Raw genomic sequence first — 13647 nt, 5'->3', positions numbered from 1 at the left:
ATGAGAAATAAACTATATCTTGGGCTCCTTTTAATTGCAATTATTTTTCAGGGTTCATTCATTCGAGCGGAAGCAAAGGAGATTGATTATAAATCGGCAGAGTTTAAAGCTGTTGCCCAGCAATTTGCCTGTACGTGCGGCTGTGGTCAGGATCATTATGAATGTGATCCTAATACATGTAATCTTACGACTGAGTTTAAGAAAGACTTAGTTGAGATGATGAATAAAGGCTGGGACAAGGATAAAATTCGTCAATATTATGTCAATATTTATGGTGAAGAAATCTTAACATCCCCTGAGAAAAGCGGTTTTAGTTTAACAGCTTGGGTTCTTCCGTTTGTCGTATTAGGATTAGCAGCAGTGGCTGTATTCATTATTATCCGTAAGTGGGTAAAGAAAAAAGGTACCGAAGTTGAAATCAATGTTTACGAAAGCACTGCGGATGAAGTAGAGGGAGAAATCCTTACCTCGATGATCGATGAAGAACGCAAAAAGTATCTTTAGGATGTGAAAAAAATGCATGATATCTCAATCATTTCAATGATTTTCACTTCAGCTTTGGCGTTAATAGCTTTGTTTTTAATCTTGGCTCCATTTTTTAAGTTGGATACGTTTATCCAAATTGGTTCAAAGGACCAAGATTTAGTCACAACGAAACAGGCCCTATTAACCACACTCAATGAAATTGAGTTTGAGTACAAGATGGATAAAATCTCACACGCTGATTATAAAAACTTAAAAAAACAATATGAAACAGAAGTTGCCAAAATTATGAAGGAAGAAGAACAACAAATAATAGCTACAAATATTGATAAAGACTTAATGGCAGAAGTAGAAAAAGAAATTGAGGCACAAATGAATTTCTATGCAAAGAAAGAGGGGGAAGGAAAGTGATCAAAAAAATCACCATATTCTTCCTTGGACTTCTGCTGCTAGTACCATTTCATGGATTAGCAGCAACAGATACAAAAATATCCATTGACTTGCACTACCTTGTGGTAAGCCCGGCAGAAGATGGGTCAACCAATATGATGAATATGGTCAATTATACGAATACATCTTCCGTGGAATTTAAAGGTGATGGAAAGAGTAACGCTGTTTTAAAAGTGACGCTGCCGGAAAACGCCAAGGATCTTAATTTTTTAGATAGTAAAATCGCCTATAAACAAGTAGATAAGGGGTTTATTACCACAACCCCAGTTCCAGCAAATCAAACAACTGTGCTCCCATACAGTTATCGAATTCCAAAAGGGAAAAAAATTAAATTAACAATGAATTACCCTGTTGGAATGATGCAAATTCTTGTACCAGAAGGCATGGGCAGTGTTGTAGTTACTGGTGCAGAAGCTACTAGCCAAGGTCTATTTAAATTTGATGACCAAAACTATTTTGGATACAGCATCGAAGGTTTGAAGGAAAACCAGGCATTTACGCTAGTCTATAAGAAAGATGTTCAACCGCCATTAGAGGAAACAAAACAATCTGCAACAACTACTGATAAAGAAAGCACTACCGGTGTAACACATACCGCACCAGCATTTCATAACCCTGGACATCTTAGGATGTGGGCACAATCGCCATTACACAGTTTTAATCCACACATCTTTCTAATTATTATTGGAGCGATCATTATTGCAGGTATTTCTTATTTTATCTACTTTAAGAGAAAAGCTAGATTGGAAGAGGAAAGACTAGGGGCTGATAAAGAAGAAAAAGCATTCAAACAATTAATGGCAAAACAAAAAGCAATTATGGAAAAGATTATTGAACTAGAAGAAACTTTTGGTGATGGTAACCTCTCAGAAGATGAGTATCATGCGAAGCTTGCTGCCTACAAACAACATCTAGTACAAGTTAAGCTAAATTTACGCAGTATTATTGAGTAACAGCTGGGATGGGAGGGACTGCACGATGATTGAATTAAAAAAGTTGACGAAACAAGCTGATAATAAGCTGATCTTACGTGGCGTAGACCTCTCAATAAAAAAAGGGGAAACTATTGCGATTTTAGGGCCAAACGGTGCGGGGAAGAGTACTCTTCTAAAGGTACTAGCTACTTTAATTAAACCGACATCCGGTCATGTCTTGATTAATGGCTTGGCACTCCGAAAAAACCAAATAGAAATAAAAAAATTATTGGGATATTTACCCCATTCCAGCTTACTTTATGATCATTACTCTCCGCTAGAGAATCTCGTATTCTTTGGGGATATATACGGGGTGCAAGATGTCGAACAAAAAGCGAGGAAGCTTGTAAAAGATGTTGGATTATCCTTTTTCTTGAACGAGCCAGTCAAAAATTTTTCCCGCGGCATGATTCAACGGATTGCGATTGCAAGGGCTATTATCCATGATCCAGAGATCCTTCTTTTAGATGAACCTCACACTGGATTGGACCAAGGGGCCATATCTATTTTAAACAATGTCATCTTATCTATGAAAGATAAAGGTACTACAACACTAATGGTTACTCATGATTTTAAACAAGCAGCAGAAATTTGTGACCGTGTAATCATTGTGAAGAATGGAAAAATTGTTGATGACTTTAGGATTCAAAATCACAATCTTGGTTTTGTTACAGAAAAATATGAACTTCTAGTGGAGGGTGTATCATGAACCTTTTCCGAACAGCCCTCTTCTTAGCAAAGAAGGATTTATATTCAGAGTTAAAAACAAAACAAATTCTGACAACACAAATTATTTTTGCAGGACTTGTTATTGTAGTTTTCAGTTTTGCCTTTGACCCTGCTAACAATACAACAAAGGCTGTCATTCCAGGAGTTATTTGGGTCATTATCGTATTTGCCGGGATTCTTGGACTTAATCGATCTTTTATTTCCGAGCAGCGAAATGATACCATGCAGGGTTTGCTGGTAGCCCCAATGGAAGCGGCAAGTATCTATTTAGGTAAATTCCTAGCAAATTTCACGATGATGTTAGTGGTTGAAATCGTTTCAATACCCTTTCTGTTTTTGCTGTTTGATTTTAAATTTCTTGGCAGTCTCCCTTTTTTCATCTTAGTCGTCTTTTTAGGGAGTTTTGGCTTTATCGCAATTGGGACATTTTTAGCCGCTCTTGCAGCAAATTCCAAAAGCAGTGAAATGCTGCTGCCATTATTGCTCTTCCCAATCACAACACCAATCTTAATTGGTGTCGTACAAGCAACAAAGATTATCTTAACGAATATGGAGAAAATTTCAAGTGCAATAGCTTGGATCCAACTCGTTACTGCCTACGATATGATCTTCTTTGTTGTTTGTTTCTTATTAATAGATTATGTGCTGGAGGTTTAAGTGATGAGTATGAATCTCGAACGAGAGAAAGCTGTACTTCCTGGAGCTGATTTGACCAAAACGAAGCCAAACAATATATCGAGTATTTTGTTTGGCGGGACAGTTGTCTCCATGTTAATTGCTCTCTATTTTATTTTTATTTATGCTGCGGAAGAACAAACAATGGGCGCAGCACAAAAAATCTTTTATTTCCATGTAAGCTCAGCATGGCTGGCATTTATGGCCTTTTTCGTTACATTTGTATTTAGTATTTTATTCTTGATTAAGCGAAAAAGAATTTTAGATACTTATGCATATGTGTCTGCAGAGATTGGTATTGTTTTTACGATTATTGTGTTAACAACAGGACCAATTTGGGCGAAATCATCATGGAATACCTGGTGGGTTTGGGAACCAAGGTTAATCACCACGTTAATCCTATTTTTTATCTACATTGCCTACATTATGATACGCCAAATGGATGGTGTTTGGGATAAAAAAGCAAGACTTGCTGCTGTATTTGGAATTATAGGTTTTGCAGACGTTCCGATTGTATTCTTTGCTATTCGCTGGTGGCAGACAAAATTCCATCCAATTGTTTTTGGGAGTGGACCTTTACAACAAGGTGGAGGAATTGAGGGCACGATGCTGACGGCATTGTTTGTGTCTCTTGCAGCATTCACCATTCTTTATTGTTACCTTCTACAAAAAGGTGTTACCTTCGAAAATATGAAAATTAAGGTTGAACGTTATAAAGAAAAATTAAGAGCAGACATGGAAAAATAGGAGGAATGAATTATGGGTTATGAATATATGTACGGTGCTTATTCTGTTGCTTGGTTGGTTATTTTTGCTTACATGTTAATTCTAGGAAAAAGACACACAAAACTTAAAAAGGAAATTGAGTTTTTAAAGGAACTGGATAAGTGATTTTATGAAGGGCCTGTGAAGCATTTCCAAGCCCTTTTTAAAAAGCCTATCGGTGTCAGGGGGAAGCATGATGAACCAGCGAGTCATCAAATTACTCGTATTAATTCTAATTGTAGGTATGTTTGGTTTTTTTGGTTATAGTTTGGTTACAAAAGGTAAAAACACCGATGTTGGCGATCAGGCTTATAACTTCGAACTGCCAAAATATGAGGGGGGTACTGCGAAACTTTCTGAATACAAAGGAAAAGTGGTTATCATCAATTATTTTGCGAGCTGGTGTGAACCTTGTAAAGAAGAATTCCCAGAGCTGGCAGCATTTCAAAAGGATTATGGAGACAAATATCCATTTCTTATGATAAACCGCGGCGAAACAATTGATCGGATAAAAAAGTCGACCAAAAACAACCACGAAGGAATGAACTATTTATTTGACTATAATGCCAAGGTTTCGAAAATGTATAATGTAACAGGACAGCCTGAGACCTTTGTCATTGATAAACAAGGAATCATCAGAGAGCATTTTAATGGCCCTGTTACGGAGATGCAATTATATAACTGGGCAAAGAAATATAATAAATAATTTATACTTACAAAAAAGGATTGAGACCTATATGGTTCAGTCCTTTTTTGTTTTCTGTCATACGGTGGTATGATAGTGAAATTCTGCTGATATTACGGCCTTAACTTTTAGCTGCCCAGGCTCAAGTTGAGTCGAACTAAACCCTTTTGCTAAGGTTTCAGCTGGATAATGAATAGGTTGCACGGTAGAACCGCTCTCAACTACTGAACTAGGTGTCGGATTTAAAGTGACATGAAGTGTTGTCGCAATCGTTTTCGCTTTTTCACTTGCATTGTTAAGTGCAAGAGCCAGGGCTTGTAAATAAAAACCTTCTTTATTTTTTAGGGTAAATTGGATGTTTGAAACATAATTCACCCCGTTTTGAACCGCAGTGTCCACTACTTTTCCTACTAAAGATAGATCGTCTATCTTAACATTTAAAAGATGTGTAACTTTGTAACCACGAAAAAGTTGTTTCCCTTGTTCATAATCGTACTCAGTGTCAATTCGATAATCAGATGTTTGGATTGAATTTTGGGGGATACCCAGTGTCTTAAGCGCATTAATCACTTTTGTCACCTCAACAGAATTTTGCTGCTGAGCGGGTATAAGTTCTTTCATTTCTGTTATTACTCCTAAGGTCACCGAAGCTGAATCGGGTGATAGGAGCAGTTCCCCTTCGCCAATCACTTTTATTAAATGACCTTTAGGATGCAGTCCATTTCGAGTTGGTACAGGATATGGATACATTTTACTCTTCCTCCCTTCATACTTTTCTTATGGATATGACATTGAGAATTGTCCAGTTCCAGTAGCCAGCGACTATTGGACTTCACTAAACGGGCGCTTACGCTTTTTCTATATAAAATATGGCTGTCCCCGGATAATGTTCCTCTAATCTTACAAGTCTAGTAAAAGCAGTATTTTGTTCTATTAACAATAACCAAAAAATAGAATGAAATTAACAGACGTGCATGTCATATTGTGTCCAAGCAGGCATACATTTTAAATAATGAGAAAGGAAATTTGAGGAGGACGTATACGTGGAATCGATTCTCACCTTTTTACCCAAAAATCTTGCCAGCCTAATCAGCCAAATCCCTCCTAATCAAAAAGAAGAAGTAGAGGAAATCCGCATCCGGATTAATCGTCCAATCGAAATCACCCTAAAGGGTGCTCCGAGGTTTTTATCGTATATTATTCAGCCTGAGGATGCCCTAAATCTACTGAATAAAATAAGTCAATTCTCCATTTATACATTGGAAGAAGAACTTAAACGCGGTTATATTACTATATCCGGGGGACATCGTATTGGACTAGCAGGAAAGGTCATTCTCGAAGCAGGAAAGGTCAAGGCGATAAGAGATATCTCCTCATTCAACATTAGAATTGCCAGAGAAAAGGTCGGAATAGCAGAGGCGATTGTTCCCTATATTTTTCGAGAAGATTGGATGCACACCATGATTATTGGACCGCCGCAAACAGGAAAAACCACACTGCTAAGAGATATTGCGAGGATCATTTCATCTGGTAATCATCCAACCGGTAATAAAGCAAGTAAAGTGGGAATTGTTGATGAGCGAAGTGAGATTGCGGGCTGTGTTAATGGAGTGCCACAGTTAACCTTTGGCCATCGCCTTGATGTCTTAGACGCTTGTCCGAAAGCTGAGGGAATGATGATGATGATCCGTTCGATGAGTCCGGATGTATTGATTGTTGACGAGATCGGCCGCCGAGAAGATGCAGAGGCCATTCAAGAGGCGGTACATGCAGGAATAAAACTAATGATGACTACCCATGGATCAAATATAGAAGAAATTAGAAAGCGTCCATCTTTAATGGAAATCATGGACCAAAAGATATTTGAACGGTTTGTAATTCTGAGCAGGGCATCGGGACCTGGAACGATAACCCGCATCCTGGATGCCCATGGCAATGAAATGCCGCAAAAAGTGAGAGTGACATAAAATGATTAAGTTAATCGGTGCCATTATTATTATTGTTGCGACCACCTGGACAGGGTTTGAAGCGGCACGAAATTTTAGTGACCGCCCTAAGCAGTTACGGGCATTACGCTCAGCACTGCAATCACTCGAGGCTGAAATTATGTACAGCCATACACCGCTACATGAGGCGGCAAGGAGATTAGCCGACCAGCTTACTAATCCGCTGTCAAAGTTCTTTGAAACCTTTGCGAGTAGATTAACGAAAACAGAAACAACGGTAAAAGATGCCTGGGAAACTAGTTTACAAGAGATTTGGAAGTTAACTGCTTTAAAACAGGGAGAATTCGAAATAATGAAGCAATTTGGGGAAACATTAGGCCGTCATGATCGCATTTCCCAGCAAAAGCATATTTTGCTTACGCTTTCCCATCTTGAAAGAGAAGAAGCTGATGCTGTCGATCGCCAGGCAAAATATGAAAAGATGCTCAAGAGTTTGGGATTCTTATCCGGATTGTTACTGATTATCTTATTATTTTAGGGGGAAATGCAATGGGTTTAGAAGTGGATATTATCTTTAAAATTGCTGGGGTAGGAATCGTTGTTGCCTTTTTGCACACAGTCTTGGATCAGGTAGGCAAAAAAGAATATGCCCAATGGGTTACGTTATTTGGGTTTATCTATATCTTGTTCCAGGTAGCCACCATTGTGGATGATCTTTTCCAAAAAATAAAATCTGTATTCTTGTTTCAATAGAAAGGGGGGCTCAGCCATTGAAATCATCAAAATAGTCGGTGTAGCCCTGATCGCCACATTTCTTGCCTTAATTATCAAAGAGCAAAAACCTAATTTTGCTTTTCTCTTAGTTGTTTTTGTAGGCTGTGTGATTTTTCTCTTTTTAGTCGATAAAATATTTGAGATTATTCATATGCTTGAAAAGCTGGCCGTAAATGCAAAGGTAAATATGGTTTATGTCGAGACGATCCTAAAGATCATTGGAATTGCTTATATTGCAGAATTTGCCACCCAAATTACAAAGGATGCCGGTCAAGGGGCAATTGCTTCCAAGATAGAATTAGCCGGAAAAATTATCATTCTAGCCATGGCCATCCCTATTTTAACCGTATTAATCGAAACCATTATAAAACTTATTCCAAGTTGAGGACAGCTCCTAAAAGAGGTGTAGTAATGAAGCAAAAGCTGCAGTTTATTCCTATTATGATTCTCTTATTCTTGTTTTTTTATATTCCAAGTGTACAAGCTGCGGAAGAATCTAAAGACACTCAAGAAACACTCTCGGCTCAGGATTTGGTAAACCAACAGTTAGAGTCACTGGATATAAGTGAGCTTCAACAATATTGGGAGGATATTACCAATAAATATGGCGGCTTCCTGCCGGAGAGTCAAAAGGGCAGTCTCTATGATTTTGTAAAAGGAGATAAAAAATTTTCTTTTAAACAATGGGGACAAGGAATACTTAAATTCGCTTTTCATGAGTTTATTGCGAATGGAAAATTGTTGGGTTCTTTAATCATGTTAACCATTTTCAGCATGTTTCTACAGTCGATGCAAAATGCCTTTGAGAAGAGCACGATTAGTAAAGTAGCATATTCAATCATCTATATGGTCCTAGTTATTTTAGCTCTAAATAGTTTCCATATCGCCATCAGCTACACAAATGAAGCGATTGGAACGATGATCTCCTTCGTCCTGGCCCTTGTTCCTCTTCTGCTCGCTTTAATTGCAGCGTCAGGAGGAGTTGTCTCTGCTGCCTTTTTTCACCCCGTCATCCTATTTTTAATGAATTCAAGCGGATTAATTATGCAATATATTATTCTGCCGCTCCTCTTTTTAGCTACTTTACTGAGTATTGTCAGTACAATGTCTGAACAATACAAGGTGTCGCAGTTAGCAGCGCTGTTACGAAATTGGAGCATCGGGTTAATGGGACTTTTCTTAACCGTATTTCTTGGTGTGATTTCGGTACAAGGAGCATCAGCGGCAGTTACTGATGGAGTGGCAATCAGAACGGCTAAATTCGTTACTGGCAATTTTATTCCTGTTATCGGAAGAATGTTTACAGATGCAACGGATACGGTTGTTAGTGCTTCTGTGTTGTTAAAAAATACAGTTGGTATTGCAGGTGTCGCGATTTTGTTAATCATCGTGGCGTTTCCGGCATTAAAAATATTAATGATTTCGTTTATTTATAAATTTGCAGCTGCCATTCTACAGCCATTAGGGGGCGGTCCAGTTATAAAATGCCTTGATATTATCAGTAAAAGTGTCATCTATGTATTTGCAGCCCTAGGGATTGTCTCACTTATGTTCTTTTTAAGTATTACGGTCATTGTGGCAGCAGGAAATTTAACTATGATGATGAGATAAGGGGGGGAAGTCGTGGATTTCTTAAAAGAATGGGTAACAAATATTATCCTTTTTATCCTGCTAGCCACTGTCATCGATATGCTTCTTCCCAACTCCAGTATGCAGAAATATACCAAGATGGTTACAGGACTGCTTTTGATTGCGATCATTCTTACACCAATCTTTAAGCTTATTTCCAAGGATTTTGAAACAACTATGAGCTCCATCCCTTCATATCAGGCTCCTGGTGAAAAAAATATGAAAAATTCAATAGATTTAAAGAAAAAAGAAATACAAGCCTCCCAACATGCATATATTTTAGAAGAAATGGCTGTCCAGCTAAAAAAGGATGTTAAGGAGGAGTTGATGAATCAATACGGATTGGAGATAGAAAAAATTGACCTAGCAGTAAACGCAGAAAGCGACAAAGCATTCCCTGAAAACCTCCAAAAGGTTACGGTTCTTCTTAAACAGCCAGACAGCGGCGTGAAGACAGTCGAAGCAATTAAACAAATCGAAATAAACACCGAAAAACCTCTTCCATCTGAAGGATCAACAGTAGAAACAGAGAAAATTGCTTCATTTCTGTCACAGAAATGGAATGTAACAGAGGAAACAGTAGAAGTTTCGATTGAAGGGGGGATTAAAAAGAATAATGGATAACAACCAAGGACCGTTATCATGGCTCAAAAAAATATTTAAACCGGAAAATAAGGGCGAAAAGAAACCCGGAAAATACCAGTATATGCTGTTAGTCCTGTGTATTGGAGCTGCCTTTATGCTTGTAGGAAATATTGTTTTTAAAGATAATTCGACTACACAAGCAGAGCCAGCAGCAACAAATGAAAAAGTCGCAACGGATGATGTTCCCGCTTTTGGATTGAAAAAGTCATCTGAGAATAAAGCCATCGCCGATTATGAGGAAAAATATGAAAATCAAATGAAGAAGGCTTTAGAGGCAATGCTGGGTGTTGATGATGTTACCGTGGTAGTTACGATTGATTCCACCGACAAGAAGGTACTAGAAAAAAATACAGTGACAAAATCGCAAACAACCGATGAAACAGACCGTGAAGGCGGCCAGCGTAAAGTAGTTGATTCTTCGACTGACGAGCAGCTAGTGATTCTCCGTAATGGAGATAAAGAGGTTCCTATTGTCGTAGAAACTAAGAAACCAGATATCCGCGGAGTGCTAGTAGTAGCCAAAGGCGCAGATAATATTGAAGTTAAAAAATGGATTAAGGAAGCAGTTACAAGGGCATTGGGAGTACCTAGCCACCGAGTGGCCGTCATGCCTAAAAAATAAAGGGGGAAAAGAATATGCTTTTGAAAAAACAAACAGTATGGTTATTAACAATGTTAAGTTTAGTCGTGGTCTTATCAGTTTATTACATTACATCACCGGAGCAAAAAAGCAGCGATCTAGCAGCTGTTCAACAAAAGGCGAAAGATCAAAATCAAGGTAAAACTACAACCGAAACAAAGGAAAATAGTGGAAAAACCGTCGTGTCCAGTGTAGCTGGTGATGGAGCATTTGAAGAACTCCGCATGAAGCTTGAAGATCTACGCAGTCAAAAACAGGAAGAATTAACAAGTCAATTAGCCTCAACTGATCTTACTCCTGATGAAAAAAGTAAGGTGAAAGATCAAATGGATAAACTAAATCAAGTAGCTCAAAGTGAAGAATTGCTTGAAACATTTATTAAAACAATGGGTTATGAAGATGTTCTAGTAAGAGCAGATGGGTCAAAGGTGATTGTTACAGTAAAAGCCAAGAAGAAGCCATCTGTTTCCGATGCTAATAAGATTATGCTAGAAGTGAAAAAAGAGATCGATGAAACAAACTATGTAGCCGTTGAATATCAGCCTGCAAAGTAAATAACCATAAAAAAGGAAAGTTAAGCTTTCCTTTTTTTTTATGGTTAAATCCCTTATGAGTAGGAAAAAATCATCATTTGTAAGGAAGTAAGCCGTAAAAATTTCTTTTTTTAAGCAAAAAAGATTAATATAAAAGGGAAGGCATTAGCAATTATCAAATTGTCAGGGTCCTTTCAATTTAGATGATTGAACTTTTACTAGCTATTATCGTATAGTATTAGTAGTTAGTCCTAATTAAAGTTGTACAAGGAGTGTTACTCAATGTTAAAAGTACAAGAAATTCGCGAATTGATTAAACTGGTTGATCAATCCAGTATCGATGAATTTGTATATGAAATTGATGGATCAAAAATCCAAATGAAGAAAAATAGTCAAACGACCATTGTTTCTCAGCCAGCTTCAGTACCACAGGCAGCTAACGCAGCAGTTCAATCTGTTCCTGCTGCACAGCCAGTACCAACTGCTCATGTTCAAGAAGCAGCACCAGAACCAGTGAAAGCAACAGTAAACGAACCAGCAGCAGTGCAATCCAATTTACACAAAATCACTTCGCCAATGGTTGGAACCTTCTATGCTTCACCAACTCCAGATGCTGACAATTATGTAAAAGCAGGAGACCGGGTATCAAAGGATTCAATCGTTTGTATCGTTGAAGCGATGAAATTATTTAATGAAATTGAGGCAGAAGTAGACGGAGAAATCGTTGAAATACTGGTTAAAAATGGCCAATTAGTAGAATATGGACAACCGTTATTTCTAGTCAAGCCAGAATAAGGAGCGATAACAGGATGATAAAGAAACTGTTAATTGCAAATAGAGGAGAAATTGCCGTCAGGATTATTCGTGCCTGTCGGGAAATGGGGATTGAATCGGTTGCCGTTTTCTCAGAGGCCGACCGTGATGCCCTGCATGTTCAACTCGCAGATGAAGCCTATTGCATAGGACCAACATCATCAAAAGACAGTTATTTAAACGTTACAAATATAATTAGTGTTGCAAGATTGACTTCGTGTGATGCCATTCACCCGGGATATGGGTTTCTTGCTGAAAATGCAGACTTTGCAGAGCTCTGTCGAGAATGTAATATTACCTTTGTAGGACCAAGCCCAGAAGCGATTACGAAGATGGGCACGAAGGACATTGCCAGGGAAACCATGCGTGAAGCAGGAGTACCAATTGTTCCAGGTTCTACAGGGATTATTAATGATATTGATGAAGCACTTGAGCTTGTTAAACAAATTGATTACCCTGTCATCATTAAGGCAACAGCAGGCGGGGGCGGTAAAGGGATCCGTGTCGCCAAAAATGAGCAGGAATTAATAAAAGGAATTAATATCACTCAGCAGGAAGCGTTGACGGCCTTCGGGAATTCTGGTGTGTACATAGAAAAGTATATTGAGGATTTTCGTCACGTTGAAATACAGGTGCTAGGTGATAAACATGGAAATACGATTCACTTAGGTGAAAGAGATTGTTCTATCCAGCGCCGGCTTCAAAAGCTGTTGGAAGAATCGCCATCACCGGCTTTAGATGGTGAGATTCGTGAAGAAATGGGAACTGCAGCTGTAAAAGCGGCAAAAGCAGTTGATTATTCGGGTGCAGGCACGGTAGAATTTATATATGACTACCGCAATCGCAAGTTTTATTTTATGGAAATGAACACAAGAATTCAGGTCGAGCATCCTGTGACAGAAATGGTCACTGGAACTGATCTGATTAAAGAACAAATCCGAGTTGCAAACGGAGAAAAACTAACTCTTAAACAACAGGATGTTACTTTTACAGGCTGGGCCATTGAGTGCCGGATTAATGCAGAAAATCCAGAAAAGAACTTTCTTCCTTCAGCAGGAAAAATTAAGATGTATTTACCACCAGGCGGGTTAGGAGTTCGTATTGATTCAGCAGCGTATCCAGGATATACCATTCCACCTTACTACGATTCCATGATTGCAAAGGTCATTGCTTATGGCAGCACCAGAGAAGAAGCGATCTCAAGAATGAAACGGGCATTAAGTGAGTTTGTTGTGGAAGGTATCCATACAACAATACCGTTCCATTTAAAATTGTTAGAGCATGAGAAATTTGTGGAAGGCAATTTTAATACAAAATTTCTGGAGTTGCATGATGTGATGAAGTCTGTCTAATATCTGGAGGTGTTTAAAATGAGCGAATTTAGTGTCTTGGAAATGGATCAAGGAAACAATGGACATGGTAAAATTGAAATAGCCCCTGAGGTTATTGAAGTGATTGCCGGAATCGCTGCATCCGAGGTGGAAGGTGTCTCCGGGATGCGCGGTAATTTTGCAACAGGTGTTGTAGAGCGTCTTGGGAAAAAGAATCACGGTAAAGGTGTTAAGGTAGAACTTACTGAAACAGGAATTAAAGTGGATGTATATTGCTTAATGAAGTTCGGTACGTCCATCCCAGCAGTTGCAGGTAAGGTTCAGGATAATATTCGTCAAGCTTTGTTGAATATGACTGCCTTAGATGCAGAAGAAGTAAACATTCACGTAGTGGGGATTGCATTTGAAACCCAAAAGAACGAACAGGAAATTGACACTGAACTTTAAGTTTTTTAGAACCAAAGGTATCGAATCCTTTGGTTCTTCTATTTTCACCCTGAGTTTGTGAATAACCATTATGGGTACAAATTATTACCTATCACTAAAATACTGGCTGCTCTTTTATAAAATATTTA

At 38.4% G+C, this 13647-nt stretch carries 20 protein-coding genes; 19 read left to right on the top strand and 1 reads right to left on the bottom strand.

Going from position 1 to position 13647, the window contains the following annotated elements; translation table 11 throughout:
* The 8 genes from AAHB15_RS19795 to AAHB15_RS19760 all read left to right on the top strand — a co-directional run bounded on the left by AAHB15_RS19795 (position 1) and on the right by AAHB15_RS19760 (position 4782).
* A complete protein-coding gene (locus AAHB15_RS19795) occupies positions 1–504 on the top strand; it encodes a cytochrome c-type biogenesis protein (protein ID WP_335572950.1) in 504 nt (167 codons plus the stop codon).
* A gap of 12 nt (positions 505–516) precedes the next feature.
* Positions 517–894: a hypothetical protein gene (locus AAHB15_RS19790; RefSeq protein WP_342043141.1), complete on the top strand. Its 378-nt coding sequence runs from the start codon at positions 517–519 to the stop codon at positions 892–894.
* On the top strand, positions 891–1886 hold the full coding sequence (locus AAHB15_RS19785) for a hypothetical protein (protein WP_335572952.1): 996 nt from the start codon (positions 891–893) through the stop codon (positions 1884–1886). Before AAHB15_RS19790 ends, AAHB15_RS19785 begins: the two co-directional genes overlap by 4 nt.
* A 25-nt stretch (positions 1887–1911) precedes the next feature.
* Positions 1912–2616, top strand: a complete 705-nt coding sequence (locus AAHB15_RS19780; RefSeq protein ID WP_335572953.1) for an ABC transporter ATP-binding protein — start codon at positions 1912–1914, stop codon at positions 2614–2616.
* Complete coding sequence (locus AAHB15_RS19775) at positions 2613–3293, top strand: heme exporter protein CcmB (protein ID WP_335572954.1); 681 nt, start codon at positions 2613–2615, stop codon at positions 3291–3293. The genes AAHB15_RS19780 and AAHB15_RS19775 overlap by 4 nt, the downstream gene beginning before the upstream one ends.
* A gap of 3 nt (positions 3294–3296) precedes the next feature.
* Positions 3297–4058 carry a cytochrome c biogenesis protein gene (locus AAHB15_RS19770; RefSeq protein ID WP_342043140.1) on the top strand — a complete coding sequence of 254 codons (762 nt, stop codon included), beginning with the start codon at positions 3297–3299 and terminating at the stop codon, positions 4056–4058.
* Positions 4059–4070: 12 nt separating this feature from the next.
* The gene (locus AAHB15_RS19765) at positions 4071–4202 is read left to right on the top strand and encodes a CcmD family protein (protein ID WP_144563104.1); all 132 of its coding nucleotides are present in this window, start codon (positions 4071–4073) and stop codon (positions 4200–4202) included.
* Between the two features lie 67 nt (positions 4203–4269).
* Positions 4270–4782, top strand: coding sequence for a TlpA family protein disulfide reductase (locus tag AAHB15_RS19760; protein WP_342043139.1), 513 nt, complete (start codon positions 4270–4272; stop codon positions 4780–4782).
* A 57-nt stretch (positions 4783–4839) separates the two neighbouring features.
* On the opposite strand, the gene AAHB15_RS19755 is transcribed toward AAHB15_RS19760, so the two are convergent.
* Complete coding sequence (locus AAHB15_RS19755) at positions 4840–5511, bottom strand: SIMPL domain-containing protein (RefSeq protein ID WP_342043138.1); 672 nt, start codon at positions 5509–5511, stop codon at positions 4840–4842.
* 293 nt (positions 5512–5804) lie between these two features.
* Here AAHB15_RS19755 and spoIIIAA point away from each other — a divergent pair, with 293 nt between their 5' ends.
* The 11 genes from spoIIIAA to AAHB15_RS19700 all read left to right on the top strand — a co-directional run bounded on the left by spoIIIAA (position 5805) and on the right by AAHB15_RS19700 (position 13519).
* Positions 5805–6728 carry a stage III sporulation protein AA gene (gene spoIIIAA, locus AAHB15_RS19750; protein ID WP_335572958.1) on the top strand — a complete coding sequence of 308 codons (924 nt, stop codon included), beginning with the start codon at positions 5805–5807 and terminating at the stop codon, positions 6726–6728.
* A gap of 1 nt (position 6729) precedes the next feature.
* Positions 6730–7245, top strand: a complete 516-nt coding sequence (gene spoIIIAB, locus AAHB15_RS19745; RefSeq protein ID WP_098530062.1) for a stage III sporulation protein SpoIIIAB — start codon at positions 6730–6732, stop codon at positions 7243–7245.
* Positions 7246–7256: 11 nt separating this feature from the next.
* Positions 7257–7460, top strand: coding sequence for a stage III sporulation protein AC (gene spoIIIAC / locus AAHB15_RS19740; protein ID WP_026572556.1), 204 nt, complete (start codon positions 7257–7259; stop codon positions 7458–7460).
* A gap of 16 nt (positions 7461–7476) precedes the next feature.
* Positions 7477–7866 carry a stage III sporulation protein AD gene (gene spoIIIAD / locus AAHB15_RS19735; RefSeq protein WP_172800905.1) on the top strand — a complete coding sequence of 130 codons (390 nt, stop codon included), beginning with the start codon at positions 7477–7479 and terminating at the stop codon, positions 7864–7866.
* A gap of 26 nt (positions 7867–7892) precedes the next feature.
* The gene (gene spoIIIAE, locus AAHB15_RS19730; RefSeq protein WP_342043137.1) at positions 7893–9092 is read left to right on the top strand and encodes a stage III sporulation protein AE; all 1200 of its coding nucleotides are present in this window, start codon (positions 7893–7895) and stop codon (positions 9090–9092) included.
* A gap of 12 nt (positions 9093–9104) precedes the next feature.
* The gene (gene spoIIIAF / locus AAHB15_RS19725; RefSeq protein ID WP_251562168.1) at positions 9105–9734 is read left to right on the top strand and encodes a stage III sporulation protein AF; all 630 of its coding nucleotides are present in this window, start codon (positions 9105–9107) and stop codon (positions 9732–9734) included.
* A complete protein-coding gene (gene spoIIIAG / locus AAHB15_RS19720) occupies positions 9727–10377 on the top strand; it encodes a stage III sporulation protein AG (RefSeq protein ID WP_335572960.1) in 651 nt (216 codons plus the stop codon). Before spoIIIAF ends, spoIIIAG begins: the two co-directional genes overlap by 8 nt.
* A gap of 14 nt (positions 10378–10391) precedes the next feature.
* A complete protein-coding gene (locus AAHB15_RS19715) occupies positions 10392–10949 on the top strand; it encodes a SpoIIIAH-like family protein (protein ID WP_335572961.1) in 558 nt (185 codons plus the stop codon).
* A 261-nt stretch (positions 10950–11210) separates the two neighbouring features.
* The gene (gene accB, locus AAHB15_RS19710; protein ID WP_098530068.1) at positions 11211–11723 is read left to right on the top strand and encodes an acetyl-CoA carboxylase biotin carboxyl carrier protein; all 513 of its coding nucleotides are present in this window, start codon (positions 11211–11213) and stop codon (positions 11721–11723) included.
* 14 nt (positions 11724–11737) lie between these two features.
* Positions 11738–13093 (top strand): acetyl-CoA carboxylase biotin carboxylase subunit, encoded by a 1356-nt coding sequence (gene accC, locus AAHB15_RS19705; RefSeq protein WP_098530069.1) that lies wholly within the window; start codon positions 11738–11740, stop codon positions 13091–13093.
* An 18-nt stretch (positions 13094–13111) separates the two neighbouring features.
* Entirely contained in the window at positions 13112–13519 is a 408-nt protein-coding gene (locus AAHB15_RS19700) for an Asp23/Gls24 family envelope stress response protein (protein WP_098530070.1), read from the top strand.
* The last annotated feature ends 128 nt before the right edge of the window (positions 13520–13647 follow it).

This window comes from Bacillus sp. OTU2372 (genome assembly GCF_038440275.1).
Lineage (GTDB): Bacteria > Bacillota > Bacilli > Bacillales > Cytobacillaceae > Neobacillus > Neobacillus bataviensis_B.
Note: the sequence above shows the minus strand (reverse complement) of the source record. Positions and strands in the feature narration are given on the sequence as shown.